General features: G+C 61.7%; 19 protein-coding genes. 4 read left to right on the top strand and 15 right to left on the bottom strand.

The window, feature by feature from the left end:
• The 6 genes from CGX12_RS13515 to paaA all read right to left on the bottom strand — a co-directional run.
• Positions 1-630, bottom strand: a 630-nt coding sequence (locus CGX12_RS13515) for an enoyl-CoA hydratase-related protein (protein WP_094040396.1), incomplete at its 3' end; no start/stop codon positions are given.
• Between the two features lie 18 nt (positions 631-648).
• The gene (gene paaE / locus CGX12_RS13510; protein ID WP_094040395.1) at positions 649-1,710 is read right to left on the bottom strand and encodes a 1,2-phenylacetyl-CoA epoxidase subunit PaaE; all 1,062 of its coding nucleotides are present in this window, start codon (positions 1,708-1,710) and stop codon (positions 649-651) included.
• A 23-nt stretch (positions 1,711-1,733) separates the two neighbouring features.
• Positions 1,734-2,228, bottom strand: coding sequence for a 1,2-phenylacetyl-CoA epoxidase subunit PaaD (paaD, locus tag CGX12_RS13505; protein ID WP_094040394.1), 495 nt, complete (start codon positions 2,226-2,228; stop codon positions 1,734-1,736).
• A gap of 11 nt (positions 2,229-2,239) precedes the next feature.
• The gene (gene paaC, locus CGX12_RS13500; protein WP_094040393.1) at positions 2,240-3,004 is read right to left on the bottom strand and encodes a 1,2-phenylacetyl-CoA epoxidase subunit PaaC; all 765 of its coding nucleotides are present in this window, start codon (positions 3,002-3,004) and stop codon (positions 2,240-2,242) included.
• 8 nt (positions 3,005-3,012) lie between these two features.
• Positions 3,013-3,297: a 1,2-phenylacetyl-CoA epoxidase subunit PaaB gene (gene paaB / locus CGX12_RS13495; protein ID WP_094040392.1), complete on the bottom strand. Its 285-nt coding sequence runs from the start codon at positions 3,295-3,297 to the stop codon at positions 3,013-3,015.
• A 23-nt stretch (positions 3,298-3,320) separates the two neighbouring features.
• Positions 3,321-4,253, bottom strand: a complete 933-nt coding sequence (paaA, locus tag CGX12_RS13490; protein WP_094040391.1) for a 1,2-phenylacetyl-CoA epoxidase subunit PaaA — start codon at positions 4,251-4,253, stop codon at positions 3,321-3,323.
• A 268-nt stretch (positions 4,254-4,521) separates the two neighbouring features.
• Between paaA and paaZ the strand changes: the two genes are divergently transcribed.
• Entirely contained in the window at positions 4,522-6,561 is a 2,040-nt protein-coding gene (paaZ, locus tag CGX12_RS13485; RefSeq protein ID WP_094040390.1) for a phenylacetic acid degradation bifunctional protein PaaZ, read from the top strand.
• Between the two features lie 933 nt (positions 6,562-7,494).
• On the opposite strand, the gene CGX12_RS13480 is transcribed toward paaZ, so the two are convergent.
• Positions 7,495-7,986, bottom strand: a complete 492-nt coding sequence (locus CGX12_RS13480) for a putative 4-hydroxy-4-methyl-2-oxoglutarate aldolase (RefSeq protein WP_094040389.1) — start codon at positions 7,984-7,986, stop codon at positions 7,495-7,497.
• 440 nt (positions 7,987-8,426) lie between these two features.
• Here CGX12_RS13480 and arcA point away from each other — a divergent pair, with 440 nt between their 5' ends.
• Positions 8,427-9,143 (top strand): two-component system response regulator ArcA, encoded by a 717-nt coding sequence (arcA, locus tag CGX12_RS13475; protein WP_094040388.1) that lies wholly within the window; start codon positions 8,427-8,429, stop codon positions 9,141-9,143.
• Between the two features lie 159 nt (positions 9,144-9,302).
• Here arcA and CGX12_RS13470 read toward each other — a convergent pair whose 3' ends face one another.
• From CGX12_RS13470 to CGX12_RS13460, 3 genes are all read right to left on the bottom strand, one after another.
• Entirely contained in the window at positions 9,303-10,151 is an 849-nt protein-coding gene (locus CGX12_RS13470; protein ID WP_142995629.1) for a substrate-binding periplasmic protein, read from the bottom strand.
• Positions 10,139-12,550: a bifunctional diguanylate cyclase/phosphodiesterase gene (locus CGX12_RS13465; RefSeq protein ID WP_176442068.1), complete on the bottom strand. Its 2,412-nt coding sequence runs from the start codon at positions 12,548-12,550 to the stop codon at positions 10,139-10,141. The genes CGX12_RS13470 and CGX12_RS13465 overlap by 13 nt, the downstream gene beginning before the upstream one ends.
• 790 nt (positions 12,551-13,340) lie before the next feature.
• The gene (locus tag CGX12_RS13460) at positions 13,341-14,699 is read right to left on the bottom strand and encodes an MBL fold metallo-hydrolase RNA specificity domain-containing protein (RefSeq protein WP_094040385.1); all 1,359 of its coding nucleotides are present in this window, start codon (positions 14,697-14,699) and stop codon (positions 13,341-13,343) included.
• 332 nt (positions 14,700-15,031) lie between these two features.
• On the opposite strand from CGX12_RS13460, the gene CGX12_RS13455 reads away from it, so the two are divergent.
• Positions 15,032-15,781 carry a glycosyltransferase family 25 protein gene (locus CGX12_RS13455; protein WP_217898178.1) on the top strand — a complete coding sequence of 250 codons (750 nt, stop codon included), beginning with the start codon at positions 15,032-15,034 and terminating at the stop codon, positions 15,779-15,781.
• Positions 15,778-17,004 (top strand): O-antigen ligase family protein, encoded by a 1,227-nt coding sequence (locus CGX12_RS13450; protein WP_094040384.1) that lies wholly within the window; start codon positions 15,778-15,780, stop codon positions 17,002-17,004. Before CGX12_RS13455 ends, CGX12_RS13450 begins: the two co-directional genes overlap by 4 nt.
• A gap of 44 nt (positions 17,005-17,048) precedes the next feature.
• Here CGX12_RS13450 and galE read toward each other — a convergent pair whose 3' ends face one another.
• The 5 genes from galE to CGX12_RS13425 form a co-directional block, all read right to left on the bottom strand.
• Positions 17,049-18,062 (bottom strand): UDP-glucose 4-epimerase GalE, encoded by a 1,014-nt coding sequence (gene galE, locus CGX12_RS13445; RefSeq protein WP_094040383.1) that lies wholly within the window; start codon positions 18,060-18,062, stop codon positions 17,049-17,051.
• A 91-nt stretch (positions 18,063-18,153) separates the two neighbouring features.
• The gene (locus tag CGX12_RS13440) at positions 18,154-20,052 is read right to left on the bottom strand and encodes a polysaccharide biosynthesis protein (RefSeq protein WP_254918297.1); all 1,899 of its coding nucleotides are present in this window, start codon (positions 20,050-20,052) and stop codon (positions 18,154-18,156) included.
• A 115-nt stretch (positions 20,053-20,167) separates the two neighbouring features.
• Positions 20,168-20,719 carry a sugar transferase gene (locus CGX12_RS13435; RefSeq protein WP_094040381.1) on the bottom strand — a complete coding sequence of 184 codons (552 nt, stop codon included), beginning with the start codon at positions 20,717-20,719 and terminating at the stop codon, positions 20,168-20,170.
• 3 nt (positions 20,720-20,722) lie between these two features.
• On the bottom strand, positions 20,723-21,667 hold the full coding sequence (locus tag CGX12_RS13430) for a UDP-glucose 4-epimerase family protein (protein ID WP_094040380.1): 945 nt from the start codon (positions 21,665-21,667) through the stop codon (positions 20,723-20,725).
• Positions 21,664-22,626, bottom strand: a 963-nt coding sequence (locus CGX12_RS13425) for a glycosyltransferase (RefSeq protein ID WP_217898177.1), incomplete at its 5' end; no start/stop codon positions are given. The genes CGX12_RS13425 and CGX12_RS13430, both read right to left, overlap by 4 nt.

Genomic DNA, 22,626 nt, shown 5'->3' with positions numbered 1-22,626 from the left:
TTCCACCACGTTGCTATGTCCTCCGTCATTCTTCGGCGTCTTAGAATCTGTATAAGCGACTGGCTTCCCGCCATCCGCAGGCTGCTCCCCGGAGTGCCTTTCAGTGCCGAGCTCATGGCCGCGCTCGGCGCTGATAGGCTCGCCGGTGAGCACCATGCGCATGGCGGTCTGCTGGCCAAGCTGGCGGGTCAGCCGCTGGGTGCCGCCGGCGCCGGGCATGATGCCGATGCTGATTTCGGGCAGTCCTAGCAGGGCACCCTCGCCCGCCACCACCAGGTCGCAGTGCAGCACCAGCTCCAGCCCGGCGCCCAGGGCGAAGCCGTTCACCGCCGCGATCAGCGGCTTGGGAAAGGCCTCGATGCGCGCCCACAGGGCCGGCCGCTCGTCCTGCTGCAGGGCCACCGCGTCCAGGTGGCGCATCTCCTCCAGGTCGGCCCCGGCGGCAAAGCCGCGGCCCTCGCCGCGCAGCACCACGGCGCGCACCCGCTCATCACTGGCGGCCCCGGCCAGGACATCGCCCAGCTCGCGCAGGCTCTGGTTGCGCAAGGCATTGCGCCGCTCGGGCCGGTTGAGGCTGAGGGTCAAGACCCCGTCGTCCCCCAACTGGCTCAGAATATCCCGCTCCGTCATCCTCTCCTCCCCCCTGGTTCAGTCGTCGAAGCTGATGCGTACCGCACCGCTCCGGGGCCGGGCCTGGCAGCTCAGCACATAGCCCCTGGCCACTTCGTCTTCTTCCAGGCTGTAGTTGAGGGCCATGTCCACCTCGCCCTCCAGCACCCGGCACTTGCAGGTGGCGCAGACCCCGCCCTTGCAGGCGTAGGGCAGATCGGCCCCGGCACGCAGGGCGGCGTCGAGGATGCTGTCGTCCTCGGCGCTCACCTCCACCCGGAACTCGCGACCGTCCAGCACCAGGCTGACTTCGCCCTGGCTGCGGGCGGCGCGCTGCTCGGCGCTGATGGCGCGCGGCGCCCCCGAGTTGAAACGCTCGGTATGGATGCGCTCCCGATCGATGCCCTGGTCGGGCAGCACCTGCTCCACCGCCTGCATCATCTCCTCGGGACCGCAGGCGAAGCAGTGGTCGTAGCGATCGGCCAGCAGCTGGCTGGCAAACAGGGACTGGATGCGGGCGGCGTCGAGCCGGCCGTTGAGGATGTCGCTCTCGCCCTGCTCCCGGCTGAACAGGCAGATCAGCTGGAAGCGGCTCGGGTAGCGGTCCTTCAGATCCGCCAGCACCTCGGCGAACATGGTCTGGCGCCAGCTGCGGTTGCCGTACACCAGGGTGAAGCGGCTGTCGGGCCGCTCGCCCAGCACCGCCTTGACGATGGACAGCAGGGGTGTGATGCCGCTGCCGGCGGCAAAGCCCAGGTAGCTTTCGCCGCCCTGCTTTTCCGCATGCTGGAAGAAGAGCCCCTGGGGCGGCATCACCTCCAGCGCATCTCCCGCCTTGAGGTTGTCGTTGACCCAGTTGGAAAAACGGCCGCCGGGCACCCGCTTGACGGCGATGGTGAGCTCCTCCTCGCCCTGGCGGCTGCAGATGGAGTAGCAGCGGCGCAGCTCTTCCCCCTGATCCTGATAACGCAGGGTGAGGTGCTGGCCCGGCCTGAAACGGAACCGCTCCCGGTTGTCGCCCTCCAGCTCGAAGGCGATGGCGATGGCGTCCTGGGTCTGCTCCTGTACGGACTTGACCCGTAGCGAATAAAACTGATTCATACTCTGCTCCCTGTGCGGCTTGGCTAGATGCACTTGAAGTAATCGAACGGCTCCAGGCAGTCGCGACACTGGTACTGGGCCTTGCAGGCGGTGGAGCCGAACTCGCTCACCAGCCGGGTATGGGGGCTGCCGCATTGCGGGCAGGGCACCCCGTCCTGGGGAATAAGGTGCTGGCCGCAGGCCGGCCCCTGGGGCGGCGCTATGCCGTACCGGCGCAGCTTGTGCTTGCCCTCGGCGCTCATCCAGTCGGTGGTCCAGGCCTCGGACAGGTCCAGCTCCACCCGGGCCGGCCCCAGCCCGCCCCGGCCGAGGGCCGCCAGTATGTCGGCCTCCAGCACGTCGGTGGCCGGGCAGCCGCTGTAGGTGGGGGTAAAACGCACCACCAGGGCGCCGTCGTCGGCCAGTGTCACCCCGCGGATCATCCCGAGATCGGTCACCGACAGCACCGGGATCTCCGGGTCGGACACGGTTTTCAGCAGCTCCCAGCAGCGGGGAATGCGATGATCGGCGATCTGCACCTTGTTTCTCCTTACCAGCTCACGTTCGGAAGGCTGCGCGGCAGCGACTGCATCTCCGCCAGCAGGTAGCCCAGGTGTTCGGTGTGCAGGCCCTGACGGCCACCCTGGCGATAGGGCGCCTGGGCCGGCAGGGTCAGTTCGGCCTGGCGGCAGCCTGCCTCGATACGTGCCCGCCACTGGCCGGCCAGCTCGTCCAACCCGGGCAGGATGCCCGCCGCCACCAGCGTCGCTTCCACCTCGTCGGTGGCGAACAGCTCGCCGGTAAAGCGCCACAGCTCGTCCAGGGCGGCCTGGGTGCGTTGGTGGCTCTCCTCGGTGCCGAGGCCGAGCCGCTGGATCCAGCCGCTGGAAAAGCGCAGGTGATAGTTCACCTCCTTCAGCGACTTGGCAGCGAAGGCGGCCAGGGGCGCATACCCCGACTGGGTAAGGGCGGAAAACAGCAGCTGGTGGTAGTTATCAAGCCACCACTGGCGCATCAGGGTCCGGGCGAAGTCGCCGTTGGGCTGCTCGCACAGCAGCAGGTTGCAGAACTCCCGCTCGTCCCGGAAAAAGGCGAGCCGGTCTTCGTCCCGCCCCTGGCCTTCCAGCTCGCCCGCCATGGTCAGCAGGGTGCGGGCCTGGCCCAGGATATCCAGGCCGATGTTGGCCAGGGCGATGTCCAGCTCCAACTCGGGAGCGTGGCCGCACCACTGGGACAGCCGGTGCGACAGCACCAGCTGGCTGTCACCCAGGCGCAGCAGATAAGTGAAAAGCGCGTCTTTGTGTGCCTTGTCCATACCGCCTCCTACATGTGCTCGATGCCGTCGGGGATCTGGTAGAAGGTCGGGTGGCGATACACCTTGTCTTCCGCCGGCTCGAAGAAGGCGCCCTTTTCCTCGGGCTGGCTGGCGGTGATCAGCTCGGACTTCACCACCCAGATGCTCACCCCTTCCTTGCGGCGGGTGTAGGCGTCCCGGGCGTGCTCCAGGGCCATTTCATCGTCGGCGGCGCGCAGGCTGCCCACATGGCGGTGGTGCAGGCCCTGCTTGCTGCGGATAAAGACTTCGTACAAAGACCATTGCTTGTTCATTGCTTGCTCTCCTTGCTTGTTCATCAGGCCGCGTGCCGGCGGCGGGCGGCATAGGCGCTGGCGGCTTCGCGCACCCAGCGGCCCTCTTCCCAGGCCTTGCTGCGGGCGGCCAGGCGCTCGTGGTTGCAGGGCCCCTGGCCGGCAATCACGGCGTAAAACTCGTCCCAGTCGATCTCGCCAAACTCGTAGTGGCCGGTTTCCTCGTTCCATTTCAGATCCGGGTCCGGCACCGTCAGGCCCAGGGCGTGCACCTGGGGAACCGTGTTGTCCACGAATTTCTGGCGCAGCTCGTCGTTGCCGAAGCGCTTGATCTTCCAGGCCAGGCTCTGGGCGGAATGGGGCGAGTCGGCGTCGGAGGGGCCGAACATCATCAGTGCCGGCCACCAGAAGCGGTTTACCGCATCCTGGGCCATGCGTTTTTGCTCCTCGCTGCCGTTGGCCAGGGCCATCATGGCCTCGAAGCCCTGCCGCTGGTGAAAGCTCTCTTCCTTGCAGATGCGCACCATGGCCCGGGCGTAGGGCCCGTAGGAGGTGCGGCACAGGGCCACCTGGTTGACGATGGCGGCGCCGTCCACTAACCAGCCAATGGCGGGAATGTCGGCCCAGCCCAGGGTGGGATAGTTGAAGATGGAGGAGTACTTCATCTTGCCGTTGTTCAGCTTTTCCATCATCTCGTCCCTGTCCGCGCCCAGGGTTTCGGCGGCGCTGTACAGATAAAGGGCGTGGCCCGCCTCGTCCTGCACCTTGGCCAGCAGCACCGCCTTGCGGCGCAGGCTGGGTGCGCGGGTGATCCAGTTGCCTTCCGGCAGCATGCCCACCACCTCGGAGTGGGCGTGCTGGCCAATCTGGCGGATCAGGGTCCGGCGGTAGGCCTCCGGCATCCAGTCCTTGGGCTCTATGTTCACTTCGTCGCGTACGGCCTGCTCAAACCGTGCGAGCTGTTCGGCGTTTTCCATCACTCAACCTCCTGCACCATGGCGTGCAACATTTCAAAAACATGGTGAAAACTTAATATGACACGAAAAATATTTCAATATATTTTTTAGTGAATCATTTAATAATTCCAGCAAGCCCTTTATTTTCAAACAGATAAGAAATTAACACCTTGAATCAATCGATAATCAGGCGGCAATCAGCATTGACAAGGCACAAAAATGACAACAAATTATGTAACACAATTCATATGTTCAGTGATTTTTTGGTGTCGTATCCGAGGGAGGAGTGATGGAAAAACTGCAGAGCTATGTGGCCGGCCGCTGGCTGGAGGGAGAAGGCGAAGGACGCCTGGTGCGCCACGCGGTCACCGGCGCCCCGTTGTATGAGGTGACCAGCCAGGGGCTGGACATGGCCGCCATGGTGGCCTGGGCCAAGCAGGGCGGCAAGGCGCTGGCGGCCATGAGCTTCCATCAGCGGGCCCATATGCTGAAGACCCTGGCCAGCCACCTGGCGGAGCACAAGGAGGAATTCTATGCCCTGTCCGCCGCCACCGGCGCCACCCGCAAGGACGGCTGGATCGACATCGAGGGCGGCTTCGCCACCCTGTTCACCTATTCCAGCCTGGTGCGGCGCGAGCTGAGCGACGAGCGCATCCTGATGGAAGACGACTGGATCCCCCTGTCGCGCCGGGGTGGCTTCGGCGCCCGCCACATGCTGACCCCCAAGCCGGGGGTGGCGGTGCACATCAACGCCTTCAACTTCCCGGTGTGGGGCATGCTGGAAAAGCTGGCCCCCACCCTGCTGGCGGGCATGCCGGCCATCGTCAAGCCGGCCACCGACGGCGCCCAGCTCACCCAGGCGGTGGTGAAATGCGCGCTGGCGTCCGGCCTGCTGCCCGAGGGCGCCCTGCAGATTATCTGCGGCGGGGTCAACGATCTGTTCGACCAGTTGGGCCCCCAGGACGTGGTCACCTTTACCGGCTCGGCCCACACCGGCCAGCAGCTGCGCGCCACTGCCCGCTTCAACCGCTGTTCCATCCCCTTCACCATGGAGGCGGACTCGGTCAACAGCGCCATACTGGTAGAAGGCGCCGACGATGCCACCCAGGCCCTGTTCGTGCGCGAGGTGGTGCGGGAGATGACCACCAAGGCCGGCCAGAAGTGCACCGCCATCCGCCGCGCCTTCGTGCCGCGGGCCCTGCTGCCCGGGGTGCAGGACGCCCTGCTCGCCAAACTCGGCAAGGTGGTGCTGGGCGATCCGGCGCGGGAAGGCGTGACCATGGGCCCCCTGGCCAGCCAGCGCCAGCTGGCGGACGTGCGCGACAAGGTGGAGCAGTTGGCGAGCCAGGCCCGCATCCTGTGCGGCGGCCACCAGCAGCCCTTTGCGGTGGACGCCGAGGCCCCCGAGGCCGGCGCCTTCTATCCGCCTACCCTGCTGCGGTGCGACCAGCCCAAGGAAAGCCCGCTGGTGCACCAGACCGAGGCCTTCGGCCCGGTGTGCACCCTGCTGCCCTACGACAGTGAGGAAGAGTTGCTGGCACTGGTGGCCCTGGGCGAAGGCAGCCTGGTCGCCTCGGTGGTGTTCAACGCCGGCCAAAATGTGTCCGCCCTGGTGGCACAACTGGGCGCCTGGCACGGCCGGCTGCACCTGCTCGACCCCGTCAGCGCCGAGGAGAGCACCGGCCACGGCTCGCCCCTGCCCCACCTGGTGCACGGCGGCCCGGGCCGGGCCGGCGGCGGCGAGGAGATGGGCGGCCTGCGGGCGGTGAAGCACTATATGCAGCGCACCGCGGTGCAGTCCTCCCCTGGTGCCATGACCCAGTTGAGCCACAGCTGGACCACGGGCGCGCCGGTGGTGGAAGACAGAGTGCACCCCTTCCGCAAATACTTCGAGGAGCTGGCCGTGGGCGAGCGCCTGCTGACCGCCCGCCGCACCGTGACCGAGGCCGACATCGTCAACTTCGGCTGCCTGAGCGGGGATCACTTCTATGCCCACATGGACAAGATTGCCGCCGCCGAATCCCTGTTCGGCGAGCGGGTGGCCCACGGCTACTTTGTGGTGTCCGCCGCCGCCGGCCTGTTCGTGGACGCGGCACCGGGCCCGGTGATCGCCAACTACGGCATGGAAGGGCTGCGCTTTATCGAGCCGGTGAAGATAGGCGACACCATACAGGTGGAGCTGACCTGCAAGCAGAAAACCCGCAAGCCCAGGCGCACCCCGGACGATCTGCCCCAGGGCGTGGTGGTGTGGGACATCAAGGTCAAGAACCAGCGCGACCAGCTGGTGGCCAGCTACGACATCCTGACCCTGGTGCAGGCAAAGGAATAACGGCCACGGCCGCGAAGTACCCGAGCCGGCCATCAAGGGCAGGGACGGCTCCTTTTGACGCCGGTCTTGCGACCGGCTTTTTTGTTGGAGCGCGGGCGGGCCGCCGGTATTCCTAACTTGGGTCCACTTCAGTGGACCTTTCCACCACCGGCGCCGTGGTTTGGTCGACTGAAGTCGACCCTACAACAGGAGCGCAGCGGGAACCTGCGGCCTGGCAAGCCATGCCTCAACCACAGGCGTACCCCCATGCGGGCGGGCCGCCCGCGCTCCAAAAAAACCATGCGGGCGGGCCGCCCGCGCTCCAAACAGCGCCATCCTGCGGCCTTAACGGCAAGCGCCAACCCGGAGCGCAGGCGGCTCGCCTGCATTCCCGCGCAGCGGGAACCTGCGGCGTTGAAAGCCATGCCTTAACCACAGGCGTATCCCCATGCGGGCGGGCCGCCCGCGCCCCAAACAGCGCCATCCTGCGGCCTAAAGGCGAGCGCCAACCCGGAGCGCAGGCGGCTCGCCTGCATTCCCGCGCAGCGGGAACCTGCGGCCTGGCAAGCCATGCCTTAACCACAGGCGTCCTCCCCATGCGGGCGGGCCGCCCGCGCTCCAAAAAAGCCATGCGGGCGGGCCGCCCGCGCCCCAAACAGCGCCATCCTGCGGCCTTAACGGCGAGCACCAACCCCGGAGCGCAGGCGGCTCGCCTGCATTCCCGCGCAGCGGGAACCTGCGGCGTTGAAAGCCATGCCTCAACCACAGGCGTACCCCCATGCGGGCGGGCCGCCCGCGCTCCAAAAAAACCATGCGGGCGGGCCGCCCGCGCCCCAAAAAAGCCATGCGGGCGGGCCGCCCGCGCTCCAAAAAAGCCATGCGGGCGGGCCGCCCGCGCTCCAATAAAGCCTTGCGGGCCGCCCGCGCTCCAAAAAAGCCGTGGGGCCTTGTGGTTTACAGCTGCGGGTGGCTCAAGGGTTCGCGGGCTACCAGGATGCCGTTGATATCGGCGTAGAGGTAGTCGCCGGGGTAGATGGTGACGCCGGCAAAGGTCACGGGCACATCCACATCCCCCAGGCCGCGCTTTTCGGTTTTCATCGGGCAGCTGGCCAGGGCCTTGACGCCCAGCGCCATGGTGCCGATGGCGCCGGCATCGCGGATGGCGCCGTTGATGACGATGCCCTCCCAGCCGTTTTCCAACGCCTTTTCCGCCAGTTGATCGCCAAGCAACGCCCGGCGCACCATGGCGCCGCCGTCCACCACCAGCACCTTGCCGGTGCCCGGGGTGGCCACCAGCTCCCGCACCCGGGAGTTGTCTTCGTAGCAGCGCACCGTGACCACCTGGCCCCAGAAAATCCGCTCGCCGCCAAAGTCCCGGAACAGGGGGTCCAGCACCCGGACCTTGTCGGCGTGCTCGTCACATAAATCGGGCAGTAAATCCAGCATTCGTTCCTCCTTGTGGGCGACAGGCCCCGGCCTCAGGCCTGAGACCAAAGCTGCCGTATCAATGCCTTAAACAGTGGGACAGTTGTATAACATTCCACGATTTTTGTTAAATCCGCCCTTGACCTGGATCAAGAGGGGCCATAAAACTATTTAACATTATTGGCCGCAGACTGTTGTTATGCCCCTGTTAACTGTTAAAATAAGACAACTTTATGTAATGGACCTCTGTTCGTCCCGTCCACTTATTTTTTGGGCATGAAGCAGTAACTGCATGGGATGCAAGTAAAAACGGCTTAAAAAAACAGTATCACCGGGCTAACACACTATGCATTTAGTGGTAGATAGCGTAATTTAGTTACACTATTTTCCTGAGTAACGCCTGCTTGGCTCCGGCGGCTGTTGGCACTGAATTATCTTTACATCTAAAAACAGGTACGCTCATGCAGACACCTCACATTCTTATCGTTGAAGACGAACTGGTCACACGCAACACCCTCAAGGGCATCTTCGAGGCCGAAGGCTACGTGGTGCTTGAAGCCACCGACGGCGACGAAATGTACCAGGCCCTGTCCGGCAACAAGATCAACCTGGTGATCATGGACATCAACCTGCCCGGCAAAAACGGCCTGCTGCTGGCCCGCGAGCTGCGCGAGCAACACAACCTGGCGCTGATGTTCCTGACCGGTCGCGACAACGAGGTCGACAAGATCCTGGGCCTGGAAATCGGCGCCGACGACTACATCACCAAGCCGTTCAACCCCCGCGAGCTGACCATCCGCGCCCGCAACCTGCTGGGTCGCACCATGCAGGCCCCCGAGGCCCAGGAAGAAGAAAAACAGGTGGAAGCCTACCGCTTCAACGGCTGGACCCTGGACATCAACAGCCGCGCCCTGATCAGCCCCAGCGAGGAAGTGTTCAAGCTGCCCCGCAGCGAATTCCGCGCCATGGTGCACTTTTGCGAGAACCCGGGCCAGATCCAGAGCCGCGCCGAGCTGCTGAAGAAGATGACCGGCCGCGAGCTCAAGCCCCACGACCGCACCGTGGACGTGACCATCCGTCGCATTCGCAAGCACTTTGAGTCGGTGCCGGACACGCCCGAGATCATCGCCACCATCCATGGCGAAGGTTACCGCTTCTGCGGCGATCTGGAGTCCTGATACGACAAAGCCCGGCTTATGCCGGGCTTTGTTCTTTTCAGGTTTCCCGCTGCGCGGGAATGCAGGCGGGCCGCCTGCGCCCCAGACAATGCAGGCGGGCCGCCTGCGCCCAGACAATGCAGGCGGGCCGCCTGCGCCCCAGGTAATGCCACCTCCCCTTCAGGGCTCCAGCCACAGGCGCGGATCCTGGGGGGGAACAAAGTCCGGCAGCAGCGGATTGTCCAACCGCAACAACCGCAGTCCGGGATTGCCGATAAAGTCCAGGGCCTGGCGGTGTTCCTCCTGCGCCATAAACAGTTGCCCGAAAGATCCGTCCTCCACCGCCCGCATCAGTCCCGCTTCCAGGCGCTGTGCCAGCGCGGTGTTGTCGGGGTGTACAAAGAAGTAGATGGGGGCCGGATAATACAGGGCCAGGGAAGGCTCCAGCCGGAGGGCAAGGGCGGAATGGCGCTGCAGCTCCGGCCACACCTCGGCCACGCTGCGGGGAAAGTAGTCCACCCGCCGCCCCATGACCATGTTGAACATGCCGTCGTAATCCGCCGAGGTGATCACCCCGAGTCCATTGGCCCGCAGCACGGCAACGTCCGGCCAGCCCGCCCCCTGGATGGCGGTCAGCCCCGACAGATCCGCCAGGGAACGCACACGCCCGAGGCGTTCGGCCTGGCTCGGGTGCGCCAGCAGCACCCGGTAACCCAGCAGCCCCCTGAGCAGGGGCACCGGCACGGCCCTGGCCTTGTTCATCCGCTCCTGGCTGGCCATGCTCCACACCAGGTCGAGCTGCCCCTGCGCCACCATCTCGAAGGCCCGGGCCTGGGACAGGGGCTCGTGATAGGGCCTGCTGCGCGCCGGCCCGTAGTCTTCCCGGGTCTTTTCCAGCGCCAGATCGAGCAGGGCGATAAAGTAGTTCACCCGCTGATCCTGGTGGCTTTCCGCCGGCCGGTGGGTGATCTCCACGGCCGGCAGCCCGGTGGCCACCAGCAACAACAGGCAAGCGGCTAGTCGGAACACGAGGAACTCTCCTCTTTGCTGAACAGCTGCTCCGGCGGTACCGGCTTGCTGAAGTAATAGCCCTGCATCAGATCACAGCCGAAGCGGGTCAGCAACTCCAGCTGCACATGATCCTCCACCCCTTCCGCGACCACGCTCATCCCCAGCTGGTGGGCCAGATCGATAATGCCCCTTACCAGGGCCTTGTCCCGGCTATTGCGGGTCATGTGGCGGACAAAGCTCTGATCGATCTTGACGATGTCGAACGGCAGGTCGCGCAGGTAGCTGAGCGAGGAATAACCGGTGCCGAAATCATCCATGGCCAGGCGTATGCCCATATCCGCCAGTTGCCTGCACTTTTGCTGTGCCGCTTCCGAACTGGCGAACAGCAGCCGCTCGGTGATCTCCAGTTTCAGGCAATCCGCATCCAGCCCGGTTTCCTTCAGGCAGTTGGCCACCGAGGCGACGAAGTCCGGCTCGCCGAACTGCACCGGGGAGACATTCACCGACACCCGGATATTGCGCCCCTGCAGCTGCCACTGGCGGGCCTGGCGGCAGGCCTCCCGCAGGATATACTGGCCAATGGCCACGATCTCCCCGGTATTTTCGGCGATATCGATAAAATCCAGCGGCGACACCCAGCCCAGCTCCGCATTCTGCCAGCGCACCAGCGCCTCCACCCCTTCGTAGTCGCCCGTGCGCGGATCCACGATGGGCTGGTAAAACAGCCGCAGTTCCCCCGCCTCCACGGCGTGTTTGAGGGCGGTGGCGATATGCAGCGAGCGGTAAGAGGCGGCCTGCATTTCGGGCTCGAAAAACTGCACCGGCTCCTTCTGGCTCCGGGCCCGCTGTTGCGCCGACAGCGCCCGGCTGTACAGCCGCTCGGGCTGGTTGCCGTCGTTGGGATACACGGCAACGCCCACGGCCACCCCCGGCGTAACCGGCAGGTTGTCCAGCCGGACGGAACGGGACAGGGCCTTTTTTATCTGCTGCAGGCAGGCTTCCACCGGCTCGGCGGACTGGCCGAAGCGCAGGGCACAGAGGAATTCGTCGTCACCGGTGCGTGCCCTGAAGCAGGCCTCGCCCAGGGCGGCGTTAAGGGACTGGGTACACTCCTGGAGCAGGGCGTCGCCATAGGCTATGCCCAGGCTCTCGGTCACCTCCTTGTAGGCGGGCACCGCAATCACCATCACCGCCAGGTGGCCGCCCTCCTGCACCGACTGCAGCAGCATCTGCTCCAGCCGTTCCATGGCCATCACCCGGTTGGGCAGGTTGGTAAGGTGATCGTAGCGGCGCTGGTAGCTCAGCTGGTGCTCAAACTCCTTGAGCCCGGTGATATCCTCCATCACCAGCAGCACATGGCCCGCCTCGTCCGGGGTAGCCCGGCACAACGAAAGGTGGGCCAGCAGCCAGCGGGGCCGGCCCGACTCGGTGCGCCACAGCAGCTCGCCCTGCCAGCTTTCCTGACGCACCTTGTCGAGCAGCCAGCCGGAAGGCCGGGAGGACAGCATGCCCTGGGAAAGGCGGTTTTCCAGCAGGGTGGGCCAGTCCAGCTCCAGGCAGCGTGCCTCCGGCAGCTCCAGCAGGCGACACAGGGCGGGATTGACGTATTCCGCGCTCCCCTGCTCGTTCATGATGATCATGGCGGCGGGGCTGGCGGCCACCGCCGCCGACAGCCGGCGGTTGAGGGCATGAACGCGCTCGAGTTCGGCCACTTCCCGCTGGAGCCGCTGCTGCATGCCGTTCATGGCATCCGCCAGGCGGTCCAGTTCGTCGGGGCGGTGGCCGCGGCGGCGATCCAGGCGGACAAGCTGGGTCAGCCGGTTCAGGTTGAGCCGCTCGGCCACGTCCGCCAGCGCCGCGAGATGACGCGACAGGGAAAAATGCAGCAGCAGCAGGATGACCAGGGTCACCCCCATGGTCTTGGCGGCCTGGCTGGCCAGCACCACCCACAGCTTTTGCCACAGGCTGGCGAAGATCTCTTCCTTGTCCACCAGCAGCGTCAGCTCGCCCAGCACCCACTGCTGCTGCTTGTCATCCTGGTGGCGCAACACATAAAGATGGCTGGACTCGTGGCCCCTGTTGGTGGCCCTGCCGCTGGTATAGAGCCGGCCCTCGGCGGTGCGCAGGGTGGCGTAGGAAACATAGGGCAGCGTGACGATGGAGTCGAGCCCCAGGCGGATGCGCTGCTCGTCCATCAGCCAGAGGCTGTCGACCAGCCCGGGCACAAAGGTGCGTTCGGCGTCCGACAGGCGCAGGCCAAGGCTGGTGATGTCCCGGCGATAATCGGTATAAAGCTGGACCCCCACCGCCAGGGTGGCGAACAGGGTGCTGACGGCCAGAATGGCCGCCACCAGCCGCAGCGACAGCGGATTGCGCCGGTAAAATTCCACCATCCTGGCCAATATGGGCAAAGTCACGCAGACTCCTTTCATCCTGAGCGGGCAGCGGCATGCGCCCGGGCTGCGTCCCCTACATCCGTTACCTCGCGGGCACACTTTTAACAATTGCACAGTTCCATAGTAGTAGGAGTGCAGGCACCCTGCCTGCTTCACTTTGGAGCGCAGGCGGCCCGCCTGCATTGCCGCGCAGCGGCAACCCCTCAACTAAACTGCAACACCCCTTGCGGGCGAGCCGCCCGCGCCCCATCGGCCCGTGCAACACCCCGGCTTTAGAGGGGTAGCCACCCCCCGGAGCGCAGGCGGCCCGCCTGCATTGCCGCGCAGCGGCACCCCCTGAACTAAAGTGCAACACCCCTTGCGGGCGGGCCGCCCGCGCCCCATCAGCCCGTGCAACACCCCGGCTTTCGTGGTTCTTGTCGCCGTAGGTGCCTTCCAGCACCAGCAGATCCCGCCAAAGAAATGTACCAGATGCGCAAAAAAAATTGCCTTAATCTGCCTTTGCGGAAAAAATGTTGGCTATGCGATAAAAATTTTCAGCAGCCTCCCTGCCGCTTGCACGGGAGAGGAGTAAGCAGTTTTCCCCGGCAATGCCGGCGATTATCTGCTGCGGGCTCGCCGCCCGCGCCCCAAGAGTCGGCGGTTTGTACCGCTGTAGCCGCTGCTGTAGGTGCCGCTGTAGCCGTCGCTTCAGCCGACGGGAAGACGGCGCCCAATTTCCGCATTCCCCGCACTTTGCCGGTTTGCGCCACGTAAACGGGCGCCTACAGGTGAGATATCACACTGCTCACGTTTTAAACTGATCGGTGCTCTAGCGCCCAATGACCACCCGGGTCGCCGGCAGCATCGCCTCCAGCCTTTGCTTCAGCACCGCCTTGGCCTTCCCCTCCCCGTGGATCAGTCGGATTTCCCCCGGCGGCGGCACTATCCCCGCCACAAAATCCAGCAAGTCCTGCTGGCCGGCATGGGCCGAGTAACCGCTTACCTGGTGCACTTGGGCTTTGATGTCATAACGCTCCCCGTCCAGCTCCACCCAGCCACCCTTGGGGCCGTAGTCCAAAATGGCGCGCCCCGGCGTGCCCTCGGCCTGGTAGCCCACAAACAGGATGTCGTTGCGGGCCTCGTTCAGCAGCGCCTTAAGGTAATTCACCACCCGCCCGCCGGCGCACATGCCCGAGCCCGCCAGCACCACGCAGGGCCGACGCGAACGCGCCAGGTAGCCCACGGCGTTGAGATGATCCCGGTGGCTGTTGACCACCGTCAACTGTTCGAAGGAAAGCGGATGCCGGCCATCGGCCAGCAGGGCCTGGGCCTCGGCGTTCCAGAACGGCTTGAGCTGGCGGTAAAGGGCGGTGAAGTTGGCCGCCAGGGGCGAGTCCACCACCACCTCAAGCTGGTTCCAGGGCAGGTCGGGCGCGGCCGCCTCGGTGCCGAATTCGGCGATAAGGCTTTCTAGTTCATACAAGATATCCTGGGTGCGGCCCAGACTGAAGGCCGGGATCAGCAGGGTGCCGCCATCGGCCAGGGCGTGCTCTATGGCCTCTTTCAGCCGCAGCCGGCGGTGTTGCCGGCTTTCGTGGTTCTTGTCGCCATAGGTGCTTTCCAGCACCAGCAAGTCGCAGGCCTCCGGCGGCCTTGGCGCCACCAACAAGGGGGAATGGGGCGCTCCCAGGTCGCCGCTGAACACCACCCGCTTGTGCCAGGCCTCGCACTCCACATAAGCCGAACCCAGGATATGGCCGGCCCGCTGCAACCGTATCCGCACCGCACAATCGGGCACCGGCTGCCACTGGCCATAGGGCAAGGGCACCAGACGCGATTCCAGCAAGGCCAGTACCCGCCGCACCAGCGCCTTGTCGCGGGTAAAGCCGATACCGAGGGCATCTTCCAGCATGGCCGGCAACAGCAGGGCCGAAGGTTGGGAACAGTAAATGGGCCCCGTGAAGCCGGCGCCCAGCAAATAGGGCAGGCGCCCGACGTGATCGATATGCACATGGGTGACCACCAGCGCCCGGATATGGCCGATCTCGAAGTCGATGGCCGGGCTGGCCCCGGCCTCCGCCCCCTGGAACAGGCCACAGTCGATAAGAATGCCGGCATCATCAACCCGCAGCTCGTGGCAAGAGCCGGTCACCCCCTTCACCGCCCCGTGGTGCAGCACCTGGACCATAGCGCCTCCCGTGAATTAGAACCAATTGAGGCTAAATATAAACCAATAAGCGGGGAAGTGTGAGGTGTGAGGTGTGAGGTGTGAGGTGTGAGGTGTGAGGTGTGAGGTGTATTGGAGCGCAGGCGGCCCGCCTGCATTCCCGCGCAGCGGGAACCCGAGCCAAAGAGCAGCATCCTTGCGGATGAGCCTCCCGCCTGCGTTCCCGCGCAGCGGGAAGCTGTCGCAGCCGGTATCAGGCTCCATTCCCAATCGGCTCCGCAAATCCGATTTTCACTAAAAATCGACGGCGTTATCTGATAACATGCGCCGACTTTTCGGAGCACGATGCACGCATGACACAGATCCCTGTTTTCGTAATAAGCCTCAAACGCAGCCAAGACAGGCGCGAATACATCGCCGCCCAGTTCGAGCGAGAAAAAGTCTCATTTGAGTTTTTTGATGCGGTAGACGGCAGCGATAAAAACAACCCGCTGCTCAAGCGCTACAACTATGCCAAGCGGCTGTGGCTGACCAGCGGCAAAATGCCCACCAATGGCGAGATAGGCTGCTATGCCAGCCACTATTCGTTGTGGCAAAAATGCGTGGACATGGCACAACCCATAGTGGTGGTGGAAGACGACGCCACCATCTGCCCCCATGCAGCACAAACCCTGGCACTGGTGGCCGAAAAAATTCAGCAATATGGCTTTTTACGGATGGAAAGCGTCATTAGGGGGGAAAACACCCTTATGGAGGAAGGCGTACATTACCGCATTGGCCGAATGAGCGACAACTTTGGCGGCACCCGAGCCTACGCCATTGCACCCTGGGCGGCGCAAAAGCTGTTGAACGGTTCGGAGAGCTGGTCCATGCCGGTGGACAACTATATTGGAGCCGCTTATTTCCATGGCATGGAGTCTTACCATCTGCATCCTGAATTCGCGGAAGACACCAACGCCTTTGACACCACCATTCAGTTCTATGAAAAGGTAAAAGCCCCGCTCTATCGCAAGCCCAGCCGCGAGCTTTATACCCTTTATCGCCAGCTCAAACGCTGGTGGCATAATCGCAATTTCAAAAAAGCCCACGCCAGGAATTCATGAAGGCAGTATTAGCACAAATGGAGCGGTTGTTTTTACTCAGCCCCCTTATCTGGACCCTGCTGGGTATTTTTAATGTACCCGGTGGCAAGGCGGTGCTCAGCCGGCTGATACCCGTAGTGGTAGTTTATTGCCTGGTGCGCTTCAAGGGGCAGTGGCGCCTTAACCTGGCCAGGCCCGAGTTCAAACGCTTCGCCGTTATAAGCGGCTTGCTGTTGCTGTTTTTAACCGCACAGCACCTGCTACGCGGAGAGTCGCTCAGCTTTGCCCGCACCCTGCTGGCCGTGTTGCTCTACCTGCTAGTGGTGCCCTGGCAACGCTTTACCCTGTTCACCCTGACCCGCCTTTGTGCCTTGGGTGGCATTGCCATAGGAACTGGCGCTGTTTACGAAGTAATGTTCAGGAACGTTTTCCGAGCCGGGATGCTAGCGGTAAACCCCATCCCCTATGCCACCTTTGGCGCCATTATCCTGCTCAGTTGCCTGTGTGCCCTGCTCAGCAGCAGCACGGTAAACCACCGCGACAAAGCCCTGTATCTGCTGGGCGCCTGCGGGGCCATTACCGCCGTGATATTAAGCGGTACCCGGGGAATCTGGCTGGGCGTGTTGGTGGCGCTGGTAATCACCGCACTTATTTCCATACCGCGCTGGAAGAAAAAAGCCGCCGTTTTTACCATTATTGGCACCATCTTGCTGGCAGGTGCCGGCGCCTATACCCTGGATGACCGAGTTTATACCCGTTACCTGCAAACCCAGGCAGAGCTGAAAAAGATTACCGCCGATAACCTGAATACTTCTATCGGTATAAGGCTGCAGTTATGGGAGCGGGGACTGGACTACTTTGGCCAGTCGCCCCTGCTTGGCACGGGCTCCAGGCATTATCCGGCGCTGATAAAAAAAGACGTGGAAGATGGGAAGATCACCAAAAGAGCCGCCCCCTTGGCCGATGCGCATTTTCATAACCAGTATATAGATACCCTGGTGCGCACCGGCCTTGTCGGCCTGCTGCTGCTGCTGGCCTGGGCGGCACTGCCGGCCAAACAGCTCTTCAGTAACCACGGAACCCTGGCAAGAAATATCAGTATAAGTGTTTTTAGCCTGATGCTGGTAGCAGGGCTGACCGACGTGCCCTTCCACCATACCCACCTGGTGTATGTTTACGGCCTGCTCCTGGGTGTGCTGCTGTTAACGGCCACACCAAGGCAGAAGCTCGAGCATAAAGACTGACACTGTAGGGCCCACTTTACTGGGCCTGCTCGGCCGGAAAAAACTCATCGGTACCCTTGCGGATTCTGCTTCTGCCAGCGCCAGGTATCCGCCATCATCCTCGCCAAATCACGCTCAGCCACCCAGCACAACTCTTCTCGTGCCTTGGTGGCATCGGCCCAAAATGCCGGCAAATCTCCAGGCCTGCGCGGCGCAAACTCAAAGGGAATGGGGTTTTCGCAAGCCTGCTCGAAGGCACGCACCATTTGCAGCACCGACACCGCCCGCCCGGTGCCCAGGTTAAACGGATGCACACCCGTATTGCCGGCCAGAAAATTCAGCGCCTTGACGTGGCCTGTTGCCAAATCCACCACATGCAGATAATCCCGCTCGCAGGTGCCATCGGCCGTGGGGTAATCATTGCCAAACACCGACAGTCGCTCCCGCCGGCCCACCGCCACCTGGGCGATAAAAGGCATGAGGTTGTTGGGAATGCCGAACGGATCTTCCCCAATCAACCCCGACTCGTGCGCCCCCACCGGGTTGAAATAGCGCAGCAGTGCAATTGCCCAACGCGGGTCGGCCACCGACAAATCCGTTAGCAACTGCTCCACCATGGCCTTGGAGGTGCCATAGGGATTGCTGGTGCGTCCCCTTGGCATGGCCTCCACATAGGGGACGGGGGCATCTGCACCGTACACGGTGGCGGAGGAACTGAACACCAGCTGGAACACCCCGGCCTTGCGCATGGCATTGGCCAGCACCAGGGTGCCGTTGACGTTGTTATCGTAATATTCCTGCGGTTTTTGTACGCTCTCTCCCACCGCCTTGAGCCCGGCAAAGTGTACCACCGCCTCGATGGCATGCTCGGTAAACAGCTTGTCCAGCAAGGCGGCATCACGCACGTCCCCCCGGACAAAGTTCACGCTCCGACCGGTGATAAGCTCTACCCGGCGCAACGACTCAACCGAAGCGTTGCACAAGTTGTCCAGCACCAGCACCTGCCGCCCCGAACCCAGCAACTCCACCAGCGTATGGGAGCCGATATAACCGGCTCCCCCTGTTACCAGAATGGTCATGATGTATCCCTAAAACAACAAGCCGGGCATAAGTAAGCCCGGCCAGAATATGGTCCATGTATGGCACCGCAAAACCTGGCTAAGGCGCACCTTAGCGCAGTAATTGCACTACGTTTTTTTCCGCCGTTGCGGCTGTTAACGCTTCGGGCTCCGCTCCCGGTTTTTGCTTTTCTGTCCAGACCAGATCGCAGATACCATCCTGGGGAGTGAAGGCGGTGGGGGCGCCAAGCAGCAATTCGCGGATACGCGGTTGGTTATAATGCTCGCAGGCCTGCTCCAGTTCATCCAACAGCCTGGCCACTTCCGGCCAGGGCAAATGTACCTCGCGGGCGGTGCGGATACGCGGATGCCGGGTTGGCTGTTCATCGCCGCCGATCAGCAGCTCTTCGTAGAGTTTTTCACCGGGCCGCAAACCGGTAACCCTGATTTCTATATCCCCCTTGGGATGCTTTTCATCCTTTACCTCGTAGCCCATCAGGCGGACCATTTTACGGGCCAGGTCGATGATCCTGACCGGCTCGCCCATGTCCAGCACAAAGACATCCCCTCCCCGGCCCATGGCACCGGCCTGGATCACCAGTTGGGCGGCCTCGGGAATGGTCATAAAGTAGCGGGTGATCTCCTGGTGGGTAAGGGTAATGGGGCCGCCGGCGCGGATTTGTTTTTTGAACAAGGGCACCACCGATCCGCTTGAACCCAACACGTTGCCAAAGCGCACCATGCAAAAACGGGTTTGCTGTTGCCGCAGGGCCAACCCCTGCAGCACCAGCTCGGCCAGGCGCTTGGTGGTGCCCATCACGTTGGTGGGCCTTACCGCCTTGTCGGTGGAGATAAGCACAAAGGTTTCCACCCCGCAGTTGATGGCCGCTTCCGCCGCCCGCCAGGTACCGAACACGTTGTTGCGCACTCCTTCCACCACGTTGTATTCCACCAGGGGCACATGCTTGCAGGCCGCGGCGTGATAAACGGTTTGCACGCCAAAGGCACGCATTACCGCCTCCAGCCGGTTTTGCCGCTGCACCGAGGCCATGATGGGCACAATACGCACCGGGTGGCCATCCTTCCGGCATAGGCCGTTGAGTTCCTGATCTATCTGGTAGAGGGCATATTCCGACAGTTCGAACAGCACCAAGGTGCGGGGCTGCTGTTGCACTATCTGCCGGCACAGTTCAGAGCCAATGGAGCCGCCCGCCCCGGTAACCATCACCACCTTGCCCCTGATATTGGCGGCAATCAGCTCCGGAAAGGGCGCTACCGGATCCCTGCCCAGCAGGTCTTCTATGCTGACCTCGTGCAGTTCGTTCATCTTGGCACGGCCGCTGACCAGATCGGCCATGCCGGGGATGGTAAGGATATCCAGCGGCAACTCTTCCAGCCTTTCTACAATCTCCCGCCGCCGCTGGCGGGATATGCTGGGCATGGCCAGCAACAGTTTTTTCGCATTATGGCGCTCTACCAGCCAGGCGAGATGGGAAGGGGGATACACGGTCAGCCCTTGCAGCATGGCCTTGTGCAGCTTGGGGTTGTCGTCCACAAAGGCGACGGCCCGGTATTCGTTGCCGTACAGCAAAGAGGTGTTCAACTGACGGCCGGCGGCGCCGGCACCGTAGATGATGACCGGGGTTTTAAGCCGCTTGGTGCTCTGGTTGTAAAGGGCCCGTGCCATGGTGCGGGCGCCGCCGCACAGCAGCAGGGCGAAGGCTGCGTAGATAACCGGCACCGAGCGCGGCAGAAAAGCGCTGAAGTAATAGGCCGCGAGCACCATGGTCACCGCCGACACGGCAACGCCGGAAAGCATGGCCATGGTGGCATGGTGCCCCAGGTAACGCAGCACCGCCCGGTACAAGCCCAGGCGGATAAAACAGAACAAGGTTACCGGCAGCATGGTGGCCAGCATCAGCCAATGCTTGTAAGAGCCCAGCAGGTAGGAACTGTCCAGCCGGACTATATAGGCACCCCAAAAGGCCAGGGTAATAAACAGTGAATCCAAAAACAGGCTTATCAGTCGCTTAACCGAGCGGGGCTGCTGAAATAACCATTTAATCGTGTTATTCATGTCCCATACTCCCAGTGTTTTTATTATCGGTTATCATGGATGGAAAAGGTTAACGCTTAACCCGATCACCGGATCCCTTACCCGCTACCGTCATCAGGATATAGCGGAAGTAGTCACTTATGATTAGAGACTGCAGCATTTGCTGATCGGTTTCCGCCAGCAGTCTGGGGGTGGACATATCGATTTCATTTACCTGTGCCAGGCCGGTAATGCCGGGGCGTGCCTCAAAGACTCCCCGTTTGGCACGCTCTGCGATCAGCTCTTCCTGATTAAACAGGCAAGGCCTTGGCCCCACCAGACTCATCTCGCCCTTGAGCACATTCCATAGTTGGGGCAGTTCATCCAGCTTGGTACGACGTAAAAAGTGCCCAAACCTGGTAATGGAGCTGCTACTTGCCAGGTGACTGGCCACATGGGCCGTATCCACCTTCATGGTACGGAACTTGACCAGGGTAAACGGCTTTTGGTGCCGGCCAACCCTTACCTGGCGAAAAATAGGCGAGCCAGTGTCAAACAAACCGATAAAGGTTAGCAGCACCAGCAACGGAAAGCCGAAAACCAGGCCCAGCAAGGAAAAAACAATATCAAATAAACGGATCACGCATTAATCCTTTTTTGTTTCAAAACAGCGTTTAAGCCCTTCTTCCACCGTAAGCGGAGGTGTCCAGCCCAGCAGTTCGCGGGCCTTGGAGATATCCACCTGCAACGAGCCCAGCAAACGCTGTGCCACCGCCTTCTTGCCCAGTACAGTAGCCCCGAACTGCAGTAAACCGGCCGGTACCGGAATAAGCCGCGCAGGCTTGCCCATGGCACTGGCTACCCCACGCAACAGCTCGGTAGTGGACAAACCTTCACCATCCCCGACCAGAAACACCTGGTTGGCCGCGGCGGGATGATCGATGCAGGTGACGATAAGATCAACCAGATTATCCAGTGCCACCAGCGTTCGCTTGTTGTGTATGGCGCCCAAGGGTAACGGCAAGCCCTTTTCAACCAGCTTGATCATGCTGGCAAAATTGCCCTTTACACCCGGCCCATACACCAGTGGAGGGCGGATAATCACCACCTTCATCCCGGTTTCGGCAGCCAGTTGCATAAGCCCCTGCTCGGCCTCCCACTTGGAAATGCCGTAGGCATCTTCCGGTGCGGGGGCGTCCTCCGCCGTAAAGGGCTTGCCCAAGGGCGTTTGCTCACCATTCACCTTGATGGAGCTGATAAAAATAAAGCGCTTTATACCGGCTTTGGCAGCTTGTCGGGCAAGGTTAAGCGTGCCCTCAACGTTTACCTTGCGGTATTCCGCCAAGGGATCAGCCACTTCATCTTTCATGATGTGGGCACGGGCTGCGGCATGAATAACAACTTGTTCTTCGGCCAGGGCGGCTGACCAGTCGGTGCTGGCATCAAGGCCCTGCACTTCAACAATGCAAGCAGCCGGAACTTCAGCATGGCGACGCACGGCGGCAGTCAGGTGAATATCCGGTCTGGACGGCAATACTTCAGCAAGCCGCCTACCTAGAAAACCGGTAGCACCTGTTAATAATAAGTTCATGGCCTCTTGTGCCCCACAACATCCAGGATATCTTCTGCCATGTCACGCATGATGTTGTCTCTTGCAAACTGTGCTACAAATTTATCCCTTGGCTGTGTTTTCAGATCCAGCTTCTCGAAACACTCGATGGCCTCCTGCACATTACAGGGATGAAAGACAGCCACATTGCTAACATGCTCATGTAAAAACTCGGCAGCGAAGCCCGAAACGCCGGCCCAGAGTGGTTTACCGACAGCTGCATATTCGAAGATTTTTGATGGCAATACTTTCAAGAAGGCATCGTAATCATTCAAGTGTAAAAAAAGTACATCAGCATTCTGATAAATCTCTATCAACTCATTACGGCTTATCGGTGCCAGTAGCTCAACATTGTTCACGTTGTGTGCTTGCAAAGCGTTTTCAAGCTGCAGCTTCCGCCCACCATCACCCAACAGCTTAAAGTTTAGCTTGCCTTCAAAGTGTTTTGCTAATCTTGGAATAATATGATGTAGCCCCTGTCCTTCTCCCATATTACCTGCATAGACCACCTCGGGGATTGACCGTTTTGTCGCTTGGCTATTTTGGCCCTGAGTTTTAAAAAACTCATCATCAATACCATTAGTGAAAAAACTGAACTGCTGATTGGGATAACGCTCTTTAAAATAAGAAAAAAAACCACCTGATACCAGGTTTACTTTTTTTGCTCTCTTAACCGCCCACTGTTCAACCAATGAAAAAAATGGCTTTAGCAGCCAAACCAGCTTCTTGGGAAGCACATCCTTAATAGTATCTACAAAAATATCTCGCATATCCAAATAGAATGGCGCATGGAATCGTTTTGCCAGTTTAGCACCCAGGGTGAGATCGCGAACGTTTTTTGCACACTTCGTTCTATTTGACCCGCAGATCGTGTTGTGATCTGATACTCCCTTTTTGGGAGATCCATGATGAGCCTTGATGCATTTTCTCAGTATTTCGGT

The sequence above is a fragment of the Zobellella denitrificans genome (assembly GCF_002237365.1).
GTDB classification, from domain to species: domain Bacteria; phylum Pseudomonadota; class Gammaproteobacteria; order Enterobacterales; family Aeromonadaceae; genus Oceanimonas; species Oceanimonas denitrificans.
This window is presented reverse-complemented; position numbering and strand designations above follow the sequence as displayed.